Genomic DNA, 23,601 nt, shown 5'->3' on the forward strand with positions numbered 1-23,601 from the left:
GCGGGGAGAGGTAAGAAGCAACTACACCGCGCGCTTCAGCGCCTCGACGAGGTCGGTCTTCTCCCAGGAGAAGCCGCCCTCATTGTCCGGCGTGCGGCCGAAATGGCCGTAGGACGAGGTGCGCGCATAGATCGGGCGGTTGAGGTCGAGGTGGGTGCGAATGCCGCGCGGCGTCAAATCCATCGCCTGCGCGGCAGCCTTCTCGAGCACGTCCTCGGACACCTTCCCCGTGCCGTGGGTATCGATATAGATCGACAGCGGCCGCGCCACGCCGATCGCATAAGCGAGCTGCAGGGTGCAGCGGTCGGCGAGGCCGGCAGCGACGATGTTCTTGGCGACATAGCGCGCGGCATAGGCCGCGGAGCGGTCGACCTTGGTCGGATCCTTGCCGGAGAACGCGCCGCCGCCATGCGGGGCCGCACCACCATAGGTGTCGACGATGATCTTGCGGCCGGTCAGACCGGCGTCGCCATCGGGACCGCCGATGTAGAACTTGCCGGTCGGGTTGATGTGCCAGATCGTCTTCGGCGTGATCCAGCCTTCCGGTAGCGCCTTGCGCACATAGGGCTCGACCCGCTCGCGGACCTGCGCGGAGGTCATGTCCTCGACCAGGTGCTGATGCGACACCACGATCTCGCGGACGCCGACCGGCTTGCCGTTCTCATACTGCACGGTGACCTGGCTCTTGGAATCCGGGCCGAGCACCTTCTCGACACCGGCGTGGCGGGCTTCCGAGATCAACCGCAGGATCTTGTGGGCATAGAAGATCGGCGCCGGCATCAGATCCGGCGTTTCGTTGGTCGCATAGCCGAACATGATGCCCTGGTCGCCGGCGCCCTCTTCCTTGACTTCGCCCGGCTGCAGCGCATCGACGCCCTGAGCGATGTCGGCGGACTGCGGATGCAGCAGGATTTCGATGTCGCAGTTCTTCCAGTGGAAGCCGTCCTGCTCGTAGCCGATGTCCTTGATGGCCTCGCGGACGACGTGCTCGATATGCTCGTTGGTGACCGAGGACGGACCGCGGGTCTCACCGGCGATCACGACCTTGTTGGTGGTGGCGAGCGTCTCGCAGGCGGCGCGGATGGCCCACGGATCGATGCCGGCCTTTGGCCCCTCGCGGTAGAACAGGTCGACGATCTCGTCGGAAATACGGTCGCAGACCTTGTCCGGATGGCCCTCGGACACCGATTCCGAGGTGAACAGATAAGACGCGCGCATCAAGCAACCCCTTCTTCGCCGCCCACGGCGGTCGTTTGTATTGATCCCAAGTGCCTTGATCCCAAGTGCCTTGATCCCAAGGATGTCAGTCGCGACGCCGCGAGATGACGTAGGACTCGTCGTAGAACCACAGCCCGTTGTGCTTTCGCAAAACCTCTCGGGCGGCGTCGAGCGCACGAGACGAGTGGGCCACCTCGGTCAGGCGGTCTTCCTCGATCTGCGCGACATACACCGCCGCGTTCCAGGCTGCAAAGGCCGTCGAGGTTCCGATCGCACCGGTGACCTCGTTGGGCAGAGCCTCCATCTCATACCTGAAAATCGAGCGATTGTCCGCATAGGCGTTAAAATTTAAGTCTCGCCCACTGGAGCCCAGCTCGTACTTGACGGCGCGCAATAGCTCATGCCGGCTGACCGAGAAAGGATTTTCTCCCGGCCACACCGCCTGGATGATCTCCAGGCCCGGATCCTGGCCGTGGGAGTGGATTCCGATCAGCCGGCCGCCCGGTTTCAGCGCCCGCGCCAGCGGTGCGATGATGCGCTTGGCGCGGAAATTGACCGAGGAACGGGCCCGATAAGGCTGCGAGGCGATGATCAGGTCGAAATTGGCCTCGACCCGGCCGGCCCGCGGGATGATGCCGTCGAGCACGAAACGGTGATCCTCGCGGTAGAGCACCAGCGCGATCGGCCGCTCATAGACCGGCATGCCGGTGCGCGGCGACACGTTGGCGCGCCAGTTCTGCTCCAGGAACGGCTTCAGCGCCGTGATCTGGGTCTCGAAATCGCCGGACGAATCGCCCTGCAGCACCACCTCGTGCCAGATCATCGAGGCCGCCACCGCAGGCGACGCCGGCGTCAGCCAGGGCGCCTCGGCATAGTTCATGTTGGTGAACACGAACACGGAGGCGGGATGCTCGAACAGCCGGTCCGGCACCTTCTCCAGGGTCAGCCGGACATCCTCCAGGCTGAGCTCCTTGCCGGCGACATAGAACGGGATGTGGGGAAAGCGGCCATGCATCGTCCGCAGCACCTTGGACAGCACGGTGCCGTCGCCGACGCCGGCGTCGAACAGCCGCAGCGCCGGAGGCCGCGGATGAATGCTGGCGAGCTCGAGGCCCACACGCTCCGCCACCACCCGCTTCTCGCTGCAGGTATGCACGAACAGCAGATATTTCTGCCGGTTCTCGAAGAAGCGGAAATTGCTCTTGGGGTCGCGCTTCTCCGGCACGACATCGAGCCGCGGCGGCGGCAGAGTGCCGGTGGAAGCTGCGATATAGGCCTGGATGCGATCCAGCGTATCGATGGTGATGCGCTTGCCCTCGCGCAGCCGCTGCACCAGCTTGCCGTCGTTGACGGCGCGCCGGCCGAACGTCGACTCCGCCATGTCGGACTGGCGGCAGAACTCCGTGATCTGGACGAGCAGTTGGTCGTTCTTCATCGCGCCGAGTGAAGTGGGAAATGCGAGTGGGCAAGACGCCCGTTGCCCAACGTCCTAGCACCATCTGCCCACCAATGGGAAGGGGCTGAACCCGGAACCCTCCGGCCGCAACACAACGGATAAGATCCCCGAGCTCCAGCCTCACGCGCAATACGACCGTACCGCACGGTGCGGCCGTCGGAACCGCCCGGCGCGGCGAGGGTGGATTTCAAGGCAATCCAGTTGGCCGTCATCCGGTTCGACGGCTCTCGACAGCCTGCACCGGGCAAAGTGCGGCACGCCGAATCCTGATATCCTCTTCAACCAACGCGGACCAAGCTCATCGCGCGTCGACCCGCCGCGTCGACGACACGATCGGCATGCAACACGGTTCGTCGCAGAATGCACGGGAGGCTCGCATGATCGGTCGGTTTGTCCTTGGAATTGGTTTTGCGTTGGCGCTTGCGGCGGGTCCGGCACGGGCCGACGACGTCACCGGCGTCTGGCTGCGCGAGACCGGTGCCTCCAAGGTCAAGTTCGCACCCTGCGGCGGCGCCATCTGCGGCACCCTGGTCTGGATCAAGGAGGGCACCGACACGCCGGCCAAGGTCGGCCAGCGGCTGTTCTCGGGCATGAAACCGACCGGGCCGAACGCCTGGGCCGGCAGCTACAGCAATCCCGACGACGGCAAGACCTACGACGCCAAGATGACGCTGTCGGGCGGCACCTTGACGACCGCGGGCTGCGCCCTCGGCGGCATGGTCTGCCGGTCCTCGACCTGGACGCGGGCGAATTGAGAGCTAGCCTCCGCAGGCCTTGGTGAGGTCTTCGCCGGCCGTCTTCAGCACGGAACGGATCTCCTGCGCATGGTCCGCCGTCAGGCGCGTGACCGGTCCGGACAGGGCCAGCGCGCCTAACAGGCCGCCGCCCGGACCGAACACCGGCGTCGCGAGTGCGGCGGCGTGGGGGTCCGTGACGCCGCTGGTGAAGATCGGCACGTCGACCGCCACCGCTGCACGACCGCGATCGAAATGCCGCAGCACCTGGGCAATGGCCGATTTGTCCATCGGGCGCAGGTCACCGGGCTGGACGTGCATGCGGATCTGATTGGCGCTCTCGACGCGAAACAGGCAGAGGCGTTGTTCGCCCCGGCGGGTGTAGAATGACGCGGTTTCGCCGGTCGAGCGCGCCAGCCGCTCCAGCACCGGCGTCACGTGGTCGGCGAGACCGAACGCGTGCTGATAGCAGGCCGCAAGGCGCATCACCTCGGCGTCGAGCCGGTAGCCGCCGTCGTCTGCCCGCCGGATCAGGCCGACACTTTCCAAGGACAGCGCCATGCGCATGACCGTTGTCTTGACCAGGCCGGTGCGCTTGGTCAGTTCGGCAAGACTGAGCTCTCCGTCGCCGCGCTGAAAGGCCGTCAGCACGCTCAGCGCGCGATCGACGGCGGAGACGCCCTTCAGTCCCGGCGACTTCTCCGGCTTGACGGTCTTCCGGGGTTTGCTCGATGTCTTGGCCACGTCCCTCGTCCCGAACAGGCCGCCGATCAGGCGGCCGTCCGGCACGGTATACACATCCCCGCCGTGAAGTTCACGGGGCGGTGACGGATGTTCAGCCCATATATTCGACGCCGCGCCTTTTCAGTTCCTCGTCGACCCAGCTGCGGTCGTTGCGTCCGGCGGCGATCGCTTCCAGCTGTGCGGTCTCGGCGTCGTGCTTCTTTTTGGTCGCGGCGTAGATGGCCTCCGCGTCGGCGAGCGGGATGCAGACCAGCCCGTCATCATCGCCGAGCACAAGGTCGCCGGGGTTGATGACCATGCCGTCGATCGCGATCTGAACGTTGATCTCCCCGGGACCGTCCTTGTACGGACCGCGATGGGTGATGCCGGCCGCGAAGACCGGGAATTTGCCGGCACGCACCGAGGCCGCATCCCGGATCGCGCCGTTGATGACCACGCCGCCGAGGCCGCGGCGCACCGCATGCGCGATCATCAGTTCTCCGATCAGGGCGTTGGTGAGATCGCCACCGGCGTCGACGACGACCACGTCGCCCGGCTCGGCCATGTCCAGCGCCTTGTGCAGCATCAGATTGTCGCCCGGACGCGACTTCACCGTGATCGCAGGACCGGCGAGAACGCCGCTGCCGTGCATCGGACGCAGGCGCGCACCCGCAGCATTCATTCGCGACATGCTGTCGCTGACATTGGCGACCGGCAGCTTGCGATAGCGCTCGACGAGATCGGGCGAGGCCTTCTGTTGCGGGTTTGGATAGATGCGGAAACCGACGGTCATGGCGTGCTCCTCGAGGTCATCCCAGCGGCCCGGCCGATCGGCGGTTGACAATGCGGGCCATCGGCGCAATACCTATAAAAAATGCAACGCCGTTTCAATTTCAAAATGGCGATACGGGAAACGGTCAACGCCTCGTCATATGAAAACGGACGGGTCGGGCGGCTCAGTTGCCGCTGGATTCGGCCGTGCGACATCGCACGAAGGCCGAGGGCGTTGCCGCCAGACGTGAAGGCTGCAACATGCGCTACAAGATTCTGATCACCGGCCCTGCCCTGACTCCCGAAGCGACCGAAGCCGCCACCCGGCGCGGCGCGATGCTCGTGGACCATCCGCACTACGTGAGCTCCGAGGAATTGGCCGGCGTCGCGGCGGTTCAGCAGCCCGATGCGATCATCGTGCGTCAGGGCAGGATCGACGACCAGGTGATCGGCGCGTCGGCGAAGCTCAAGGTGATCGCCAAGCACGGCGTCGGCTACGACAATATCGACATCGACGCGGCCGACCGGCGCGGCATTCCCGTCTTCGTTGCGCGCGGCGCCAATTCGCAATCGGTCGCCGAACTCGCTCTCGCCTTGATGTTCGCCGTCGCGCGCGAGATTCCGTATCTCGACGCGCGGATGAAGTCCGGGCATTGGGACAAGGCGACGACCAAGGGCGCACAACTCCTCGGCCGCAGCCTCGGTGTGATCGGTTTCGGCGAGATCGGCCGCATCCTGGTCGGCCTGGTTCAGCCGCTGCGCATGCATGTTCGCGTCTTCGATCCCTACATGCCGGCAGACGCCGGCATCGAAGGCGCGGAGCGCGTCGGCAGCCTCGACGACATCCTGGCGACGAGCGACGTCATCAGCCTGCACTGTCCATTGACGCCGCAGACGCGCAACATGATCGGCCGCGATCAGATCGCGCGCATGCGCCGCGACGGCATCCTGATCAATACCGCGCGCGGCGGCCTCATCGACGAGACCGCGCTGTTCGAAGCGCTGCGCGACGGCGTCATCGCCGGCGCCGGGCTCGATTCCTTCGCCGAGGAGCCGGCACGGCCCGACCTTCCGCTGCTGACATTGCCGAACGTGGTCGTCACGCCGCACGCCGGGGCCAGCACGCAGGCCGCGCGCGACGCCATGGGCGTCATCGCCGTCAATCACGTCATGGATATCCTTGAAGGCAAAGCCGCCGACCTGCGCGCGATGGTCAACAAGAAGCAACTGCGCGTCGCCTGAACGGCGCACATCGATAAAAACGGGAGGAGACGATGGCTGAAGCCGTGACGGCGCCGAGCGCGCTCGAACAGACGACCATGCGCCGGGTCACCTGGCGCATCATGCCGTTCATGATGATCTGCTATCTGTTCGCGATCCTCGATCGCGGCAATGTCGGCATGGCATCCCTGCAGATGGTGCAGGACCTCAAGATGTCGAAGGCGGCGTTCGGCTTCGGCGCGAGCCTGTTCTTCTTCTCCTACTTCCTGATGGAAGTGCCGAGCAATCTCGCCTTGCAGCGCTTCGGCGCACGGCGCTGGATCGCCCGTATCATGATCACCTGGGGCGTGATCTCGGCCGGCATGGCATTCGTGCAGGGCCAGAATTCGTTCTACGTCATGCGCTTCATTCTGGGCGCCGCCGAGGCCGGCTTCTTTCCGGGCGTGCTGCTCTATCTCACCTATTGGCTGCCGGCCAATTATCGCGGCCGCCTGATCGCCCTGTTCGGCATTTCGATTCCCGCCGCGACCTTCATCGGCTCTCCGCTCGGTGGCCTGCTGCTCAGCCTCGACGGCATGCTGGGTCTGCGCGGCTGGCAATGGCTCTTCATCGTCGAAGGCGTTCCCTCGGTGCTGCTCGGCCTGCTCTGCCTGTCCTTCCTGACCGACAAGCCCGAGCAGGCGCGCTGGCTGAGCGATGGCGAACGGGCGTGGCTGTGTACCGAGCTCGAACGGGAGAAGGCGGGCCGCCCGGCGGCATCGGCACAAACCGGATGGGGCTCCTTCCTGCACTTGTTGCGCAATCCCTATGTCTGGGCGATGGCGCTCGCCTGCTCCGGCGCGTCGGCGGCAGGATCCGTGCTGGGCGTCTGGCAGCCGCAATTCCTGAAATCGTTCGGGCTCACCAACCTCGAGACCGGATTGATCAACTCGATCCCCTATGGGATTGCCTGCGTCCTGATGGTGCTGTGGGGCCGCCACTCCGACAAGACCAAGGAACGGCGCTGGCATACTGCGCTGACACTGCTCTTGATCGCGTGCGGCTTCCTCGGCGTCTTCGTCATCCATTCCCTCATTGGAACGGTCATCCTGCTCAGCCTCGTGCTCGTCGGCGCCTATGCGTTCAAGGGTCCGTTCTGGGCGCTGACGTCGGGCTGGCTCGGTGCCGGCTCGGTGGCGGCGGGCCTCGCCATGATCAATGCCGTGTCGAACCTGATCGGCGGCGGCCTGATGGTGAACATCTACGGCAGCGTCCTCGACGCGACGGGCAACTACGGATTGGCGCTGCTGCCGATCGCGATCGTGACGGTCGTCGGCGCCTCGCTGATCCTCTTCATCAGCCGGCAGAAGCGCGCGGAGACCTTGAGCGCCGTCGTCGCCAAGGGGGCATGACATGAGCCGATCCACCGCCATCTCGCGCCGCGGCCTGTTGATCGGCGCCGCGGCTGCCGCCACGCTGCCGCGCCTTGCGACCGCCCAATCGGCGGACGCCGTCCGCTGGTCGGCCGGTACGGCGCCGCCTGCGGCAAAGGCGCCGCCGAAGGCGACGGACTGTCACTTCCATACCTACGATTCGAACTATCCCGCGGCGCCCGGCGCGACGCTCACCCCACCCGACGCGTCGCCGAATGACTACATGGCGCTGCGGCGACGTCTCGGGACCACGCGGGGCGTGCTGGTGACGCCGTCGACCTATGGCACGGACAACAGCCTGCAGCTCGCATCCATGAAGGCGCTGGGTCCCGACAATTTCAGGATGGTGGCGGTGGTCGCCGAGGATGTCAGCGATGCCGAGCTCAAGCGGCTCGATTCGCTCGGCGCCCGCGGTGTCCGTTTCAACCTGCCCTTCCCCGGTCCGCTGTCGGTCGCTTCGCTCGAAAAACTGTCGGCGCGGCTGGCAGCGCTCGGCTGGCACTGCGAGATCAACATGCGGCCGCAGCAGCTCGAAGCGGCGCAGGACATGCTCTCCAGGCTGCCGTCGCGCATCGTGATCGATCATCTCGGTGCGCTGCCGGCCGAAGGCCTCAAGAGCGCATCCTATGCGATCATTCGCAGGCTGCTCGACAAGGGCAACACCTGGGTCAAGCTCTCCGGCGCCTATCTGACCAGCAAGTCGCCCTATGCCGAAAGTGCCGCCATCACCGCAGCCTATGTCCGCGCCGCTCCGGAGCGCGCGGTCTGGGGCAGCGACTGGCCGCATCCGACCCGCAAGGCCGACGACAAGCCCGACGATGCCGAGCTGTTCGACCTGATGGCGAACGCGATGCCGGACCAGGCCGCGCTGCAGCGGGTGCTGGTCTCTTCGCCCGCGGAGCTCTATGGATTTCCAACATGAGCTGGTTCGCACCGCCTCGTCGTATCGACACCCAGGTCTTCACCCGGCTGCCGGATCAGTTCCGCCATGCGCGGCGCAGCGCCTGGGCCGACGCCAATCAGGGCGGCCGTGCCATCGACAGCTTTCTCGAAGGCCCGTCCTTCGATCGCGACGGCCGGCTCTACGTCACCGATATTCCGTTCGGCCGGATCTTTCGGATCAGCCCGGACGGCGTGTGGACTCAGATTGCCGAATATGACGGCTGGCCGAACGGCCTGAAGATCCATGCCGACGGGCGCATCTTCATCACCGACTACAAGCGCGGCCTGATGCTGCTCGATCCCGAGACGGGTCGGGTCACGCCGTTCCTCGAAACCGTTGCGACCGAGAGCTTCAAGGGCGTCAACGACCTGGTGTTCGGGCGCTCCGGCACGCTCTACTTCACCGACCAGGGGCAGACCGGCATGCACGACCCGACCGGCCGCGTCTGGCGCCTCGGCACCGACGGCCGGCTGAGCTGCCTGGTCGACACCGTCCCGAGTCCGAACGGCATCGTGGTCGATCCCGAGGAGAGTTTTCTGCTGGTGGCCGTGACCCGTGCCAACCAGGTCTGGCGCATTCCGCTGCCGCAAAGCGGCATCACCACCAAGGTCGGCGTGTTCGTCAACCTGCACGGCGGGCCCGGCGGTCCGGATGGCCTGGCGCTCGACCGCGACGGCAATCTCCTGATCTGCCACACCGGCTTCGGCTCGGTGTGGCGCGTATCCCCCATGGCCGAACCGCTCGACCGCATCGTGTCATGCGCCGGCGTCGGCACCACCAATCTCGCGTTCGGCGGTCCCGACAATCGCAGCCTGTTCATCACCGAAAGCCGCACCGGCGCGATCCTGCGGGCCGAGCTCGATACGCCCGGCCTGCCGATGTATTCGCACGCCTGAGAGGCTGCGCGCGGTCAGGCGAAGCCGAACAGCTTCGCCGGATTGGCGACGAGGATCTTGTCGCGGACCGCGGCATCCGGCGCCCAGTCGGACAGCAGATCGAACAGCACGGCGTCGTCCGGCTTGTCCTTTTCGGTCGGATGCGGCCAGTCGCTGCCCCAGATGACGCGGTCCGGTGCAGCCAGCACACAGGCGCGCGCAAGGGCGCTCGTGTCCGGATAGTGCGGCGGACCGATCTTGGTGTCGGCATAGGGCTCCGACAGCTTGACCCAGCCGCGGCCTTTTTCAACGACGCGCAGCATCGCCTGAGCGCCGGGATGACCGAGCCCGCTGGGCTGCGGAATCCGCCCGAGATGGTCGAACACGACCGTCACAGGAAGTCCCGCCAGCACCGCCTCGTGCTGGGCGATCTGGTCGCCGGACATCAGCACCTGAACGTGCCAGCCGAGCGGGGCGATCCGCCTGGCGGTCTGCTCCAGACGCTCCGCCGTGGTGACGCCCCAGGATTGCGGCGTCAGGAAGTTGACGCGGACGCCGCGCACACCGAGCCCGTCCATCCGCTTCAGCTCGTCGTCGCCGGCCGTCTCGTCGATGACGACGATGCCGCGGGCCTCGCTCCCAAACTGTTCGAGCGCGTCGAGCAGGCACCTGTTGTCGACGCCATAGGTCGAGGGCTGCACGATGACGTGGCGGGTGACGCCGAGCCGTTGCTGCAGCAGGCGATAGTCGGCAGCGGTGGCGCCATCGGGCCGGCCGCCGCGCCAATGCGGCGAGACCGGAAACCGCGCATCGTAGATGTGGTGATGGCTGTCGCAGGCATAGGCCGGTGCTTTCAGCTTGGGCATCTCCGTGCCCGCGGAGTTCGGGACGAAGCCGGCTGCGGCGGTCCTGCGACCTGCCAAGACGATGGCACTGGCGGCCAACAGACTGCGACGGCTGATCATGCGATCTCCTTCGGTTTGTCGCCGGCGGGATCGCCGAGCAGAAACATCACGGTCGCGCCGACCAGCACGATGGCCGAGAGGACATAGAGCGGGGTGGAGAAGCTCTTGGTCGATTCCCGGAGATAGCCGATCATGTAGGGGCCGACGAAGCCGCCGAGATTGCCGATCGACACGATCAGCGCGAGGCCGGCGGCGGCGGCGCGGCCGGTGAGGAAGCCCGACGGAATCGCCCAATAGGTCGCCTGGAACGACAGGATGCCGACCACCGTGACGGTCAATGCCAGCATCGCCGCCAGCGGCGCGCTGAAGCTCGCACTGACCGACAGTGCGACGCCGGCGGTGGCGAGTGCGCCGCAGACGAACCACAGCCGGTGCCGGGCACGGTTGGCGAGGCGCGCCCACAGCAACATGCAGACGGCGCCGAGCGCGTAAGGCGCCGCGGAAATGAAGCCGACGGCGACGTAGCTCACGCCGAAGCCGCGGACGATCTGCGGCAGCCACAGGCCGACGCCGAGCGAGCCGCAGATGCCGCAGAAATTGACCAGCGCCAGCACGAACACCTTCGGATTGGCGAAGGCGTCGCGCAGCGTGTTGCCGTGCCGCGCCGTCAAGGCCGCCTGCTCTGCGGTCAATTGCGCACCGAGGTTGCGACGTTCGTTCTCATCGAGCCATTTGGCCTCGTTGGGGCCGTCCGACAGCACGAACAGGCAGGCGATGCCGAGCAGCACGGCCGGCAGCCCCTCGATGATCAGCAGCCATTGCCAGCCGGCCAGGCCGCCGAAACCGTCCATCGTCAGCAAGGCGCCGGAGATCGGCGAGCCGATCATGTTGGCGACGGGAATGCCGACCAGGAACGCCGCGGTCGCCCGGCCGCGCCAGACGCCGGGAAACCAATAGGTGAAATACAAATAGACGCCCGGCGTGAAGCCCGCCTCCGCCATTCCGAGCAGCAGCCGCATCGCCGAGAAGCTCACCGGCCCGGTGACCAGGCAGGTGAAGGTCGACAGCAGGCCCCAGCTGATCATGATGCGCGCGATCCACAGCCGTGCACCGACCCGCTGCATCATCAGATTGCTGGGAATTTCGCAGAGGAAATAGCCGAGGAAGAACAACCCCGCGCCCCAGCCGAACTGCGACGGCGTCAGGCCGAGATCGCGATTCATCTGCAGGCCGGCAAAGCCGACATTGATACGGTCGAGATAGCTGACGACGTAGCAGACGAAGATGAACGGGATGATGCGCCGCATCACCTTCGTCATCGTTGGCGTGATGTCGACCGCCGGCGCCGCGGGCGCGGCTTCGCTCTCCATGGTCCCTCCTGGTGACATGTTGTCGCTGCCCTGCGGGCGGCCCTTTGCGCCGGATCATAGGGGGGAATCAACAAAATGCAACGTCGTTTCATTTATTCTACGAGGACGGCGGCCGTGGTGGCCCGCTGATCTGGATGATCGCGGGGATCCCACGACGAGATGCCGTGGAATTAATCGGACCTTCAGATCGCCACGCTAGCCTCCAGCACCGACGGTTCGGCCGGGGAATCCTCGATCGCCGGGGCGTCGCGCATGGGGCGATTGGGGTCCGTGCGTTGCATGAGGACATGGTGCCGTCGGATGGCACGCACGCATGGGCGCTGCAGCCGCATGGCGCTCGTCTCGCGGCTGGATCAAGCAAGGGGCATCACAAGCAGCATGGCAACCAACACGCAGGCACGACTCGGCATTGTCCTGTTTGCGGTGATTGCCACCGCAGCCGCAACCTACGTGCTGGCGCGCCGCTCTGCGGAGCTGTCCAGCGGCGATCACCGCACGGTCCGCCAGATCGTCGTCCACTATAACCTGCTGGCCCGCCCCGAAGACCCGATCATCGTGCTCGGCGACAGCATCGTCGAGGCGGCGACCCTGCCGGCCAGCGCCTGCGGCCATCCGATCGTCAACGCCGGTCTTGCCGGCTCCGGGACGTTCAGCAACCTCGCCGGCTGGCTGAAGCCGGCGCTCGGACCGAAGCGGCCGTTCGCCATCATCGTCTCCCTCGGCATCAACGACGCGCTGATCTCCGATCCGGACCCCCGCGAGGTGTTTGCCGGACGCTATGAGGCCTTGCTGCGCGAACTGTCGAAGCTGACCGCGCGCCTCTACATCGTCGCGTTTCCCCCGGTCGAGGCGCGCGGCCCGTTGACGCCGGCGATGGAGAAGACCGTCATGTCGATCGTCACGGGCTATCACGCCGTGCTGCCGGACCTTGCCCGGCGCACCGGCGCAACCCTGCTGCCCCTGCCGCCGATGGAGGCGCCGTTCACGCTCGAAGGCATTCATCTGAATGCGGACGGCTACCGGTCCTGGAACCAGACGGTCCAGCGGGGAACCGAACTCGCCTGCGGCTGACGTCGCGAGTGAACCGCGCCCCAAGAAAACAATACCGGCGAAAACAATCCTTCACTTCCGTACCGTTAGGATCAGCCCTGCGCATCCCGTCGCGACGGCTCACGATCAACGCATGGCCCTGCCTCAAACGTCGACATCGCCTGGAACCCACAAGCTCCTCGGACTGGAGGTGCTGCGCTTCCTCGCCACGATCGCGGTGCTGTTGTGGCACTACCAGCACTTTGCCTATCTGGCCAACAGACCGGTGGATTTCGTCAGAAGCGAGCAGCCGTTCTACAGCGTATTCTTTCCGTTCTACGAAGCCGGCGAATACGGCGTCGTGATCTTCTGGTGCATCTCGGGCTTCATCTTCTTCTGGAAGTACAACACCAGCATCACCGACGGCACGGTCGGCGGATGGACCTTCTTCGTCAACCGGCTGTCGCGGCTCTACCCGCTCCATGTCTCGACGCTGCTCCTGGTCGCGGGGCTGCAGGCCATCTATTTTGCCCATCGCGGTTTCTTCTTCGTCTATCAGGACAACGACGTCTTCCACTTCGTCGCGCAGCTCTTCATGGCCAGCGAGTGGCTGGCGGTCACCGGCTCGAGTTTCAACGGACCGATCTGGTCGGTGTCGGTCGAGGTTCTGGTCTATGCGGCGTTCTTCCTGACGCTGCGCGTCTTGCCGGCATCGCCGGTGGTCAACCTCGCGGTGATCCTGGCCGGGATCGCGAGCGGCACGCTGATCGGAAAATGCTTCGTCTTCTTCTATGCGGGCGGACTTGCCGCGATGGCCCGGCAAGCCGTCGCCGACGCTCCGTTTCGGCGAAACCTGGAAGCGATGGCTGCATGCGCGACCGTGGCGGTGCCCGTGACGCTCTGGCTCGCCGGTATCGACCTCGCCAAGCTCTCTGCACCGCTACTGCTGATCACCGCGCCGCTCCTGCTGTTCTGCTGCTCCGGACCGATCGTTTTGCCCCGACGGGTCGAGGCCGTGCTGGAAACCGCCGGCAACATGACCTACTCGTGCTATCTGCTGCACTTCCCGATCCAGCTCATGATTGCGCTGGTGTTCGCATCGCTCGGCCGTCCGATTCCTTACGTGAACCATCTGTTCTGGATCGGCTTCGCCGCGTCAACCCTGACCGCGGCCTACCTCACCTATCGCTGGTTCGAAGCCCCGGCGCAGCGGCTGATCCGCCAGGCGCTGCTGCGCAAAGAAGAAGCGGGGCGGATTGGTCCGGCCCCGCTCCCCAATCGCTGAACGACACAGACACGCCCGACGTTCAGGCGGGCACGGCCCCGACCGATTATTTGCCCCAGATTTCCCCGGCGAGCTCGACGCAGAGGCGCAGCTTGGCCCACTGTTCTTCTTCGCTCAGGATGTTGCCCTCCTCGGTTGAGGCGAAGCCGCATTGCGGCGACAGCGCGAGCTGCTCGAGCGGCGCGAACTTGGAGGCCTCCTCCAGGCGGCGCTTGATGTCGTCCTTCTTCTCCAGTTCGCCGACCTTCGAGGTGACGAGACCGACCACGACGACCTTGTTGCCCCTGGGCAGGAAGCGCAACGGCTCGAAGCCGCCGGCGCGCTCGCTGTCATACTCCAGGAAGTAGCCGTCGTAATTGGTGTTGGCGAGCATGGTCTCGGCGACCGGCTCGTAGCCGCCCGAGGAGATCCAGGTCGAGCGGAAATTGCCACGGCAGACATGGGTGGTGATCGTCATGTCGGCAGGACGATCGGCGATCGCGTAGTTGATGATGCGCGAATAGATCTGCTGCAGGCCATCCGGATTGTCGCCGCGCTCTCTGGCCTTCTGCAGCTCCTCCTGCGAGCACAGATAGGCCCACACGGTGTCGTCGAACTGCAGATAGCGGCAGCCGGCGTCGTAGAACGCCTTCACGGCCTTGCGGTAGGTCTTGCCGAGATCCTCGTAGAAGGCGTCGAGATCGGGATAGACGTCCTTGGAGATCGACTTGCGGCCGCCGCGGAAGTGCAGCACCGCCGGCGAGGGGATCGTCATCTTCGCCGTCACATGCGCGATGTCGGCATGCTTCTTCAGGAAGCGGAAATGGTCGAGCATCGGATGATCGGCCGGGAAGTCGAGCTTGCCGATCACGCGCACAGCATCGTGACGGGTCTGCACGCCCGTGAACTGGATGCCGGTGTCCGGATGAAACAGCTCGCAGCCGGTCAGCTTGGCGAGGAAGTCGAAATGCCACCATGAGCGGCGAAACTCGCCGTCAGTCGCAAGCTTGAGGCCGGTCGAGGCCTGGCGGTGCACGACCTTCTCGATCTCCATGTCCTCGATCTTGCGCAGATCATCGGCCGAGATCTCGCCCTTCTCCAGCTTGGCGCGGGCCTCCTTGATCTTCTGCGGGCGCAGGAGGCTGCCGACTTCGTCGGCGCGGAATGGGGGCTTGGTGCGTTGCATGTGCTCACTCCTTGGAAGCGGTCGATTTGTTGAATATGGTTGTTGGGCCGGTTTCGATCTGCTCTGGCGTGCGATCCGGGCAAAGCGTCATGGACAGGGTCAATCCCCTACCTCGTATCCGGTCGGTATACAATTCCGTTTGGAAGAGAGTTCCCAGGCGGAACGGGGTGGCCCCCAGCCACATCTGCGGCTGGCCTGCCCGACGTCATCACGGGGGCAATTTCGCGACAAGCGCATCAAAACGGAGACATCGGTGCGGGCGGCGGCTGGCCGATTGATCAACTGCGCTTCGCCGATTGCCCCCGCCCATAGCGAATTCCTGCATACCGCGGCGCAAAGGCCGCCTCGCGCACCGCAATCGCGCCCATGCCCAAAAATGCACGAACCTCTCTATTGTCACAACCAAAGATGGCGCGATCCCCGCGACCGTTCAAGCCGGTCGCAAGGATCAATGCGCGGCGGCGCTGGCCACCCCGAGATGCCGCTCCAGTGGCGCCGGATCGGCCTTCAGCGCGCTGGATGGCGCGTCGTGCACGATGGCGCCACGGTCCAGAATCACGACGCGGTCGGCCAGCGCGAGCAGCTTCTGCGCATGCTGCTCGACGATGATGGAGCACAGCCCGCCAGCGCGGCTGATGGTGCCGATCGCAGCCAGCAGTTCCTCGACGATGATCGGCGCAAGACCTTCGGTCGGCTCGTCCAGCAGCAGCACCTTCGGGTTCAACGTGAGCGCGCGGCCGATCGCCAGCATCTGCTGCTCGCCGCCGGAGAGCTGGTTGCCGAAATTGTTGCGACGCTCTTTCAATCGCGGAAACATCTGGTAGACGCGCTCGACCGTCCACGGCCCGGGCTGCGCCACCGCGGTCATGTTCTCCTCCACCGTGAGCGAGCGGAAGATGTTGCGCTCCTGCGGCACCCAGCCGATGCCGGCGCGGGCACGCTGGTCGGCGCGCAGGCCCGTGATGTCGGTCCCACCAAGCGCGAGCGTGCCGGAGAAGCGGCTGACGACGCCGACGATGGAATTGATCAGCGTGGTCTTGCCGGTGCCGTTGCGGCCGAGCAATGCCAGCACCTGTCCCTCCGGCAGCTTCAGCGACATGTTCGGCAGCACGACCGCCTGCCCGTAGCCGGCGCGTAGGTTCTCGATGGTGAGCAGATCGGTCATCACGCCGCCTCGCCGAGATAGACGGCCTTGACCTGCGGATCGCGCGCGACCTCCTCTGGCGTGCCCTCGACCAGCAGCGCGCCGGAGACCAGCACCGAGATGCGGTCGGCGAAGGAAAAGACGAGGTCCATGTCGTGCTCGATCAGCAGCACCGTGACCTCGCGCGGCAGCGCGGCGACGGCAGCCAGAATGTCCTTACGCTCGCCCTCGGGCACGCCGGCGGCGGGCTCGTCGAGCAGCAGCACGCGCGGCTTGGCGGCAATGGCAACGGCGATCTCCAGCAGGCGCTGCTTGCCATAGGGCAAGGTCGAGGTGCGGTCGTTCATGACGTCGAGCAGCCGGAAGCGCTCCAGGGTCTCGGCGATCTCGGCATTGATGTCGTCGCGCGTGCCCATGCGCCGCCACCAATTGCCGCCGCCACCGAGCCGCTCGGACACAGCGAGCCCGATGGTCTCCAGCGGCGTCAGGTCGGGATAGAGCTGGTTGATCTGGAAGGTGCGCGACAGGCCGCGCAGCACGCGCTTGTGCACCGGCAGATCGGTGATGTCCTGGCCTTCGAGCAGGATGCGGCCTGCGCTCGGCTCCAACACGCCGGTGAGCTGATTGATGACGGTGGTCTTGCCGGCGCCGTTCGGGCCGATCAGCGCATGCCGCGCGCCGGGCGCGATCTTGAGCGACAGATCCCGGGTGACGTGGAGGCCGCCGAAATGCTTGTCGAGGCCGCGAGTTTCCAAGGCGTAGGTCATGGCGCCTCGTTATCGGTGAGGGCCACCGCGGCCTTGCGGCCGGCGATCTGCCGAAGGATCAAATTGGGCAGCCACAGCGCATAGGCATGGATGCGATGGCGGCCGACCAGCACGATGATCACGAGCACGAGGCCGATCCAGAACATCCAATATTGCGGCGTGATCCACTGGAACAGCTCCTGCAACATCCGGAACACGGCGGCGCCGATCAGCCCGCCATAGAGATAGCCGGAGCCGCCGATGACCAGCATCAGCACGAGGTCGGCGGAGCGTTCGAACGAGAACACGTCGAGCGAGGCCAGCGCCGTGGTCTGGGTGAACAGCGCGCCCGCAATGCCGGCGTAGAACGCCGCGACGGTGTAGATCGCGATCAGCCGCTTGTTGACGGGAATGCCGACCGCGGCTGCGCGCAGCGGGTTGTTCTTGATCGCCCGCAGCGACAGGCCGAACGGCGAATGCACGATCGTCCGCGCCAGCAGGAACAGCACGAACAGCACGGCCAGTGAATAGAAGAAGCCGGTCTTGCCGAACATGTCGAAGGCGAACATTCCAAAGATCGGCTGGATGTCGATGCCTTGCAGGCCGTCGGTGCCGCCGGTGATGTTGGAGAAGCGCTCCGCCAGCGCTTCCATCAGCAGCGCGATGCCGAGCGTCACCATCAGCCGCGTCAGGTCGACGCCGCGGATGACCAGGAAGCTCGTCGCGAAGCCCAGCACCATCGCCGCGAGGCCGCCGACGATCAGCGCCAGCACCGGCTCATTGATGAGGCCGTGCACCGACAACAGGCCAGCGCTGTAGGCGCCGACGCCGAAAAAGGCCGCGTGCCCAAGCGAGACGATGCCGGCATAGCCGAGGATCAGGTCCAGCGACAGCGCGAACAGCGCCAGCCGCAGGATTTCGGTCATGATCAGATAGCGCGACGGAAACGCGAGGCCGACCGCCAGCACGACGATCCAGAACGCGAACTCGCTCCAATGCCAGCGGCCATGCTGCCTGGCGAGGATGCCGACTTCGGTTTGTGCATTCGTGGTCATGCGATCCTCACCGCGTCGCCGTGCGGCCGAACAGGCCGTTCGGACGCCAGATCAGGATCACGATCATGATCGTATAGATCACGAACGGCCCGAGCTTCGGCACGTAATACTTGCCGGCAACGTCACCGATGCCGAGCAAGAGCGAGGCCAGGAACGGTCCGGTGATCGAGGACGAGCCGCCGACCGTGACCACGATCAGGAAGTAGATCATGAACTTGAGCGGGAAATACGGGTCGAGGCCGAGGATCTCGGCGCTGAGCGCGCCGCCGAGGCCGGCGAGCCCGCAGCCGAACGCGAAGGTGAAGGCGAACACCTGCGGCACGTTGATGCCGAGCCCGCTTGCCGCGCGCGGATCATCCACGGCGGCGCGCAGCCGGCTGCCGAACCGGGTCTTGGAGAGCACGAGTTGCAGCCCCACCGTGAGCAGGCCGCAGATCACGATGATCATCAGCCGGTAGCGGCCGATGCCGACGCCGAAGACGTCGAACTGGCCCTGCAGAACGTCGGGCAGTTTGATGAAGATGCGCGAGGAGCCCATGATGTAGTCGACGGCCGCGACCGTCATGAACACCAGCCCAATCGAGAACAGCACCTGGTCGAGATGGCTGCGCGCATAGAGATGCTGATAGAGCGTTCGCTCCAGCAAGGCCCCGATGACAGCGCTCGCCACGAAGGCCATCGGCAACGCGGCGAAGAACGGCCAGCCGATCCGGTTGACGAGCACGGCGCAGACATAGCCGCCGGCCATGGCGAAGGCGCCGTGCGCGAGATTGACGAAGTTCATCAGGCCGAGCGTCACGGCGAGCCCGCAGGCCAGCACGAACAGCAGCATGCCGTAGGCGACCCCGTCGAACAGGTTGGTGAGGATGGAGGTCATCGAAGTGTACGTCGGTCCCCGGTCTCATCCCTTCAATGGAAGGGTACGCCTACAACGCTTGCTCGGTCTGCGCCTCCCCCGCGTGCGGGGGAGGTCGGATCGCATCGAAGATGCGATCCGGGTGGGGGAATTCTCTCCACACAAACAGTGTGCCGTGGGGCGCCCCCACCCCGGCCCTCCCCCGCAAGCGGGGGAGGGAGCGGAGCCGCCGTGCGCTCCGCCCTCACGACGCTATCGCGTCACTTCTTCGCCTTGCCCGGATCCTTGACGGCGTCGAAGGTCTGGAACTCGACGTTGTAGAGTTCGCCGTCGACCTTCTCGACCTTGCGGATGTAGACGTTCTGGACGATGTCGCGCGTCTCTGGATCGATCGAGATCGGGCCGCGTGGGCTCTCCCAGGCCATGCCCTTCATCGCAGCGATCAGAGCATCGCCGTCGGTCTTGCCCTCGGTCTTCTTCAGCGCCGCATAGATCAGATGGATGCCGTCATAGCCGCCGACCGCCATGAAGCCGGGACGGCTGCCGAAGGCCTTCTTGTAGGCGGCGACGAACTCCTTGTTCTTGGCCGAGGGATGCGCGGCCGAATAAATATGCGCGGTGACCGTCCCGAGCACGGCGTCGCCCATGTCGTTGAGCAGGTCGTCGTCGGTGACGTCGCCTGGTCCGATTACCTTGATGCCGCCCTTGTCGAGCCCGCGCTCGGCATATTGCTTCATGAAATTGCCGCCCTGCCCGGCCGGGACGAACACGAACATCGCGTCCGGCTTGGCATCCTTCATGCGCTGCAGGAACGGCGCGAAATCCGGGTTCTGCAGCGGGACCTTCACTTCCTCGACGATCTCGCCGCCACCGGCAACGAAGCGTTCCTTGAACGAGGCCAGCGCGTCATTGCCGGGCGCGTAGTCGGAGGTCAGCGTAGCGACCTTCTTGATGCCGTTCTTGACCGCCCAATCACCGATGATGGTGGAGGACTGCGGCAGCGTGAAGCTGGTGCGGACGATGTAGGGCGACTTCTCGGTGATGATGGAGGTGCCGGCGGCCATCACGACCTCGGGGATCTTGCCCTGGGTCGCGAGCGGCGCCGCCGCGAAGGCCGCAGGCGTCACGCCGAAGCCCGCGATGACGTTGACCTTGTCGTTGACGATCAGCTCCTGTGCCAGCCGTTTGGTGTTGTCGGGCAGCGCGGCGTCGTCCTTGAGGATGACCTGGATCTTCTTGCCGGCGACGGTGTCGCCGTTCTGTTGCATGTACAACTTGATCGCATTGTCGATCTGCTTGCCGGTCGACGCCTGGCCGCCGGTCATCGGCACGATCAGGCCGATCTTGAACACGTCTTCGGCCCGCGCCGCACCGGACGCGAGCGCAGCCGCGGCCAATGCCGCACTGGCGGCGAGCGTCAGTGTCTTGATTCGCACGAACATTGAAACCACCTCCCTGGTCGGATCAGGACCGCAGCCCCCGGCCATTGTTGTCTTACCTAGGCGATGTCGTTCACGATATCGCGCGCGCATCGCTGCGGACTCGGCACGATCTTGTCAATGGCGTTCATGGAAGCGTTCACGGACTGTCGGTTTCCGGACCCGGGACAGGAAAGTTTAACGGGTAATATATTACTCCGACTTCGAACGGCCAAATTTTACCAATTCATGGCAAACCGTGAGAGTCGCTCGCGACGATGAAAGGTCACCCCTCCATGCCGGCCAGGACTGCAATTCGCGCGAGGTCGCTTGCCGCGATGACCGTGCTGGCCCTCGCTGCGCCGGTCCTTGCCGGCTGCTCGTCGATCAATGAGAAGGTCGGAGCCGGGATGGGCGACATGATCCCGCAATGGGCCGGCGGCCTGCCGGCCGGCGCTCCCCCTCGGCCGGGGACGCCCGAATACGACCGTTTCATGCAGGAGCGCGAACGCGAGCGGCAGATTCCGGCGGCCGAGCGCGACAAGGAGACGCAGTCCAAGGCCAACGCGCAGGCGGCAGCTCCAGGCCGCTGAACGCCTGAGCCGATCAGTCCATGAACACCACGGTCTTGCGGCCGTTGAGGATGACGCGGTCCTCGAGATGATAGCGGATCGCCCGCGCCAGCACCCGCCGCTCGATGTCGCGGCCCTTGCGCACGAGATCGTCCGGGGTGTCGCGATGGCTGATGCGCTCGACGTCCTGGTCGATGATCGGGCCTTCGTCGAGATCGCGGGTGACGTAATGCGCGGTGGCGCCGATCAGCTTGACCCCGCGCTCATAGGCCTGGTGATAGGGCTTGGCGCCCTTGAAACCGGGCAGGAACGAGTGATGAATGTTGATGCAGCGGCCGGACAGGCTCGCCGACATTTCGTCGGACAGGATCTGCATGTAGCGCGCCAGCACGACGAGATCGGTCTGGGTGTCGTCGACCAGTTTCAGGACCGCCTGCTCCTGGTCGCGCTTGGTTTCCTTGGTCACCGGCATGTGGTGAAATGGAATGTCGCCGAAATCGAGCCCGGCATAGGTCTCGCGCGGATGATTGGAGACGATCGCGGTTGGGATCATCGACAGGTCGCGGGTGCGCCAGCGATACAGGATGTCGGCCAGGCAATGGTCGAACTTCGACACCAGCAGCATCACGCGGCGCTTGCCGGCGCGGTCGCGCATCTGCCAGTCCATCGCAAACCGCTCGGCGATGGCGGCGAAGCCGGTCTGCAGCGACGGCAGGTTGACCGCGAGATCGGCGGCCGTGAACACCACACGCATGAAGAAATGACCGGTCTCGAAGTCGCCGAACTGCTGGGCATCGAGAATGTTCTGCCCGTTATGGGCGAGGAAGGTGGAGACGGCCGAGACGATCCCGGGACGGTCCGGGCAGGACAGGGTCAGGACATACTGGTGGTCGGGCATGGCGATGGCGTACCGGGCGGATGGGGAGGATCTGAAATCATGCGGCAGGCTTGGCGGCCGTTTCGGCCCTGCTCTATCACCCTCCACGCCCTTGCGCCAACGCTCGACGCGGGGGCAGGATGAACAAAAGATCACCTCTGATGATGGAACGTGGCCATGGCTGACCGGCTGACCGGCAACCGCATCCTGATCCTGGAAACGCGCGAGGAAGCGCAGTTCTCGCGGCTGCTCGTCGAGCAGGGTGCCGACGTGTTGCAATGTCCGATGTTCACGATCCAGGACGCGCCGGACCCGGCGCCGATCGAGGCGTGGATCCGCCGCGGCATCGACCGACCGTTCGACGACCTCGTGTTGATGACCGGCGAGGGTCTGCGCAGGTTGATGACCGTGGTGCGCCGGATCGGCGTCGAGGCCGAGTTCATCGCCGCACTCGGACAGGCGCGCAAATTCACCCGTGGCCCAAAGCCGGGGCGTGCTTTGCGCGAGCTTGGGCTCGAGCCGCAGGTCACGACCGAGAAGCCGACGTCGGAAGGCGTGGCTGAACTGCTGTCGCGATACGATCTCGCCGGCCATCGGCTCGGCCTGCAGCTCTATCCCGACAAGGACCATTCAGCGCTGATCGGCACCATCGAGGCCACCGGCGCCGAGGTCGATCCCGTGCTGCCCTATGTCTACGACGCCAAGGCGGCCGATGCGAACATCCTCACCGCGATCGACGAGATGACCGCGGGCAAGGTCGACGCGATCGCGCTGACGAGCTCCGGACAGCCGCGGCGACTGTTTGATGTCGCCAAGGCGCACGGCGTGGAGGATCGGCTAAGGCAGGGACTGGCGCGCACGACGATCGCTTCCGTCGGGCCCGTGGTCACGGAGGAGCTTGCTTCGCATGGACTCACGCCGTCGATTGTCCCGACAGGCGAGGCCTATTTCATGAAGCCGCTGATCTCGGCGATGGCGACGGCGCTCCGTGGCAAGCCGCCGCGGCCGGCGACGAACCAACCGGGCGGAACTCAATCGAAGTAGGACGGCGCGTGCGCGATCGTCGCGTTCTGCAAGATGTCGTGGTTGATCCAGAGCTGCGCCCCCTCGGCCCGAACGATGGCGTCGACGCGCGCCATCGATCGTTGCGAGGCCTCCGCATCGGCGTTCATGGTCGGCACGCAGCGATGCTCCATGTTGTAGCGGTCGTGCGCAACGTCGCCTGACAGCAGGATCGGCCCGGTGTTGGCGAGGCGGACCAGCAGCGAACTGTGCCCCGGCGTATGTCCGGCGGTCGCGATCACACGGATCGAACCGTCACCGAACATGTCGTGGTCTCCGTCCATCAGTTCGACCTTTGCCTGCTCTAGGCATTCATAGAGCAGAGGCTCATAGCCATGCTGTCGATAGTTGGGACCGAACATCGCCCGATGCTCGTCCCGCTGGATGTGCCACGTGGCATGCGCGAACAGCCGCGCATTGCCGACATGGTCGAAATGGGCATGGGACAGAATGACCGTCGCCACGTCCTCTGGCACCAGTCCGATATCGGCAAGTTGGCGGACGATCGGGCGCGCCACCGCGCCCCTGATGCCGTGAGCGATGATGCGGCCACCGGCCTCTTCTGCGATCATATCCTCGATGCCGGTGTCCCACATGATCCAGGCGCCGCCACGACGGATCAGGTAGGCGTTGCAGCTCAGTGTGACCTGTTCGCCCTCCCACCGTCCCGGCGTATAAACCGATCGATCCGGCGCGACCGCGACCCCGGCATCCAGCACGTAGAGCCGATCGATCGTGCCGGCGGGTTCTGCAGCAACTGACAT

At 65.4% G+C, this 23,601-nt stretch carries 23 protein-coding genes; 9 read left to right on the forward strand and 14 right to left on the reverse strand.

What is annotated here, in order from left to right:
* Positions 1–21: 21 nt before the first annotated feature.
* Both metK and ACQR1B_RS16055 read right to left on the reverse strand, forming a co-directional pair.
* Positions 22–1,218 (reverse strand): methionine adenosyltransferase, encoded by a 1,197-nt coding sequence (gene metK / locus ACQR1B_RS16050; RefSeq protein ID WP_434832487.1) that lies wholly within the window; start codon positions 1,216–1,218, stop codon positions 22–24.
* Positions 1,219–1,303: 85 nt separating this feature from the next.
* The gene (locus ACQR1B_RS16055) at positions 1,304–2,653 is read right to left on the reverse strand and encodes a hypothetical protein (RefSeq protein WP_434832488.1); all 1,350 of its coding nucleotides are present in this window, start codon (positions 2,651–2,653) and stop codon (positions 1,304–1,306) included.
* A 398-nt stretch (positions 2,654–3,051) separates the two neighbouring features.
* On the opposite strand from ACQR1B_RS16055, the gene ACQR1B_RS16060 reads away from it, so the two are divergent.
* Entirely contained in the window at positions 3,052–3,429 is a 378-nt protein-coding gene (locus ACQR1B_RS16060) for a DUF2147 domain-containing protein (RefSeq protein WP_434832489.1), read from the forward strand.
* 3 nt (positions 3,430–3,432) lie between these two features.
* Here the strand turns inward: ACQR1B_RS16060 and ACQR1B_RS16065 are convergent, their stop codons facing one another.
* Positions 3,433–4,152 carry an IclR family transcriptional regulator gene (locus ACQR1B_RS16065; protein WP_434832628.1) on the reverse strand — a complete coding sequence of 240 codons (720 nt, stop codon included), beginning with the start codon at positions 4,150–4,152 and terminating at the stop codon, positions 3,433–3,435.
* 91 nt (positions 4,153–4,243) lie between these two features.
* Positions 4,244–4,924 carry an RraA family protein gene (locus tag ACQR1B_RS16070; RefSeq protein WP_434832490.1) on the reverse strand — a complete coding sequence of 227 codons (681 nt, stop codon included), beginning with the start codon at positions 4,922–4,924 and terminating at the stop codon, positions 4,244–4,246.
* Between the two features lie 185 nt (positions 4,925–5,109).
* On the opposite strand from ACQR1B_RS16070, the gene ACQR1B_RS16075 reads away from it, so the two are divergent.
* Genes ACQR1B_RS16075 through ACQR1B_RS16090 form a run of 4 tightly spaced genes read left to right on the forward strand, consistent with a single transcriptional unit; the run spans position 5,110 to position 9,374 of the window.
* Positions 5,110–6,144, forward strand: coding sequence for a hydroxyacid dehydrogenase (locus ACQR1B_RS16075; RefSeq protein ID WP_434832491.1), 1,035 nt, complete (start codon positions 5,110–5,112; stop codon positions 6,142–6,144).
* Positions 6,145–6,176: 32 nt separating this feature from the next.
* Positions 6,177–7,514: an MFS transporter gene (locus ACQR1B_RS16080; protein WP_434832492.1), complete on the forward strand. Its 1,338-nt coding sequence runs from the start codon at positions 6,177–6,179 to the stop codon at positions 7,512–7,514.
* 1 nt (position 7,515) lies between these two features.
* Complete coding sequence (locus ACQR1B_RS16085; RefSeq protein WP_434832493.1) at positions 7,516–8,457, forward strand: amidohydrolase family protein; 942 nt, start codon at positions 7,516–7,518, stop codon at positions 8,455–8,457.
* The gene (locus tag ACQR1B_RS16090; RefSeq protein WP_434832494.1) at positions 8,454–9,374 is read left to right on the forward strand and encodes an SMP-30/gluconolactonase/LRE family protein; all 921 of its coding nucleotides are present in this window, start codon (positions 8,454–8,456) and stop codon (positions 9,372–9,374) included. The genes ACQR1B_RS16085 and ACQR1B_RS16090 overlap by 4 nt, the downstream gene beginning before the upstream one ends.
* A gap of 14 nt (positions 9,375–9,388) precedes the next feature.
* On the opposite strand, the gene ACQR1B_RS16095 is transcribed toward ACQR1B_RS16090, so the two are convergent.
* Both ACQR1B_RS16095 and ACQR1B_RS16100 read right to left on the reverse strand, forming a co-directional pair.
* Positions 9,389–10,318 carry an amidohydrolase family protein gene (locus ACQR1B_RS16095; RefSeq protein ID WP_434832495.1) on the reverse strand — a complete coding sequence of 310 codons (930 nt, stop codon included), beginning with the start codon at positions 10,316–10,318 and terminating at the stop codon, positions 9,389–9,391.
* A complete protein-coding gene (locus tag ACQR1B_RS16100; RefSeq protein WP_434832496.1) occupies positions 10,315–11,628 on the reverse strand; it encodes an MFS transporter in 1,314 nt (437 codons plus the stop codon). The genes ACQR1B_RS16095 and ACQR1B_RS16100 overlap by 4 nt, the downstream gene beginning before the upstream one ends.
* Before the next feature lie 378 nt (positions 11,629–12,006).
* Between ACQR1B_RS16100 and ACQR1B_RS16105 the strand changes: the two genes are divergently transcribed.
* Positions 12,007–12,699, forward strand: a complete 693-nt coding sequence (locus tag ACQR1B_RS16105; protein ID WP_434832497.1) for an SGNH/GDSL hydrolase family protein — start codon at positions 12,007–12,009, stop codon at positions 12,697–12,699.
* 112 nt (positions 12,700–12,811) lie between these two features.
* The gene (locus ACQR1B_RS16110; RefSeq protein WP_434832498.1) at positions 12,812–13,942 is read left to right on the forward strand and encodes an acyltransferase family protein; all 1,131 of its coding nucleotides are present in this window, start codon (positions 12,812–12,814) and stop codon (positions 13,940–13,942) included.
* 46 nt (positions 13,943–13,988) lie between these two features.
* Here the strand turns inward: ACQR1B_RS16110 and ACQR1B_RS16115 are convergent, their stop codons facing one another.
* From ACQR1B_RS16115 to ACQR1B_RS16140, 6 genes are all read right to left on the reverse strand, one after another.
* Positions 13,989–15,107, reverse strand: coding sequence for a cobalamin-independent methionine synthase II family protein (locus ACQR1B_RS16115; RefSeq protein ID WP_434832499.1), 1,119 nt, complete (start codon positions 15,105–15,107; stop codon positions 13,989–13,991).
* A 448-nt stretch (positions 15,108–15,555) separates the two neighbouring features.
* Positions 15,556–16,272, reverse strand: a complete 717-nt coding sequence (locus tag ACQR1B_RS16120; RefSeq protein WP_434832500.1) for an ABC transporter ATP-binding protein — start codon at positions 16,270–16,272, stop codon at positions 15,556–15,558.
* Positions 16,272–17,018: an ABC transporter ATP-binding protein gene (locus tag ACQR1B_RS16125; protein WP_434832501.1), complete on the reverse strand. Its 747-nt coding sequence runs from the start codon at positions 17,016–17,018 to the stop codon at positions 16,272–16,274. The genes ACQR1B_RS16120 and ACQR1B_RS16125 overlap by 1 nt, the downstream gene beginning before the upstream one ends.
* Complete coding sequence (locus ACQR1B_RS16130) at positions 17,015–18,052, reverse strand: branched-chain amino acid ABC transporter permease (RefSeq protein ID WP_434832502.1); 1,038 nt, start codon at positions 18,050–18,052, stop codon at positions 17,015–17,017. Before ACQR1B_RS16130 ends, ACQR1B_RS16125 begins: the two co-directional genes overlap by 4 nt.
* A 7-nt stretch (positions 18,053–18,059) precedes the next feature.
* Positions 18,060–18,929 carry a branched-chain amino acid ABC transporter permease gene (locus ACQR1B_RS16135; RefSeq protein ID WP_434832503.1) on the reverse strand — a complete coding sequence of 290 codons (870 nt, stop codon included), beginning with the start codon at positions 18,927–18,929 and terminating at the stop codon, positions 18,060–18,062.
* A gap of 239 nt (positions 18,930–19,168) precedes the next feature.
* Positions 19,169–20,350 (reverse strand): ABC transporter substrate-binding protein, encoded by a 1,182-nt coding sequence (locus tag ACQR1B_RS16140; RefSeq protein ID WP_434832504.1) that lies wholly within the window; start codon positions 20,348–20,350, stop codon positions 19,169–19,171.
* Positions 20,351–20,664: 314 nt separating this feature from the next.
* On the opposite strand from ACQR1B_RS16140, the gene ACQR1B_RS16145 reads away from it, so the two are divergent.
* A complete protein-coding gene (locus tag ACQR1B_RS16145) occupies positions 20,665–20,919 on the forward strand; it encodes a hypothetical protein (protein ID WP_434832505.1) in 255 nt (84 codons plus the stop codon).
* Positions 20,920–20,932: 13 nt separating this feature from the next.
* Here ACQR1B_RS16145 and purU read toward each other — a convergent pair whose 3' ends face one another.
* Entirely contained in the window at positions 20,933–21,796 is an 864-nt protein-coding gene (purU, locus tag ACQR1B_RS16150) for a formyltetrahydrofolate deformylase (protein ID WP_434832506.1), read from the reverse strand.
* A 156-nt stretch (positions 21,797–21,952) separates the two neighbouring features.
* On the opposite strand from purU, the gene ACQR1B_RS16155 reads away from it, so the two are divergent.
* Positions 21,953–22,819 carry a uroporphyrinogen-III synthase gene (locus tag ACQR1B_RS16155; RefSeq protein WP_434832507.1) on the forward strand — a complete coding sequence of 289 codons (867 nt, stop codon included), beginning with the start codon at positions 21,953–21,955 and terminating at the stop codon, positions 22,817–22,819.
* Here the strand turns inward: ACQR1B_RS16155 and ACQR1B_RS16160 are convergent.
* Entirely contained in the window at positions 22,807–23,601 is a 795-nt protein-coding gene (locus tag ACQR1B_RS16160) for an N-acyl homoserine lactonase family protein (protein WP_434832508.1), read from the reverse strand. The two genes, ACQR1B_RS16155 and ACQR1B_RS16160, sit on opposite strands and share 13 nt — an antisense overlap.

Source organism: Bradyrhizobium oligotrophicum (genome assembly GCF_051168495.1).
Classification (GTDB): domain Bacteria; phylum Pseudomonadota; class Alphaproteobacteria; order Rhizobiales; family Xanthobacteraceae; genus Bradyrhizobium; species Bradyrhizobium oligotrophicum_A.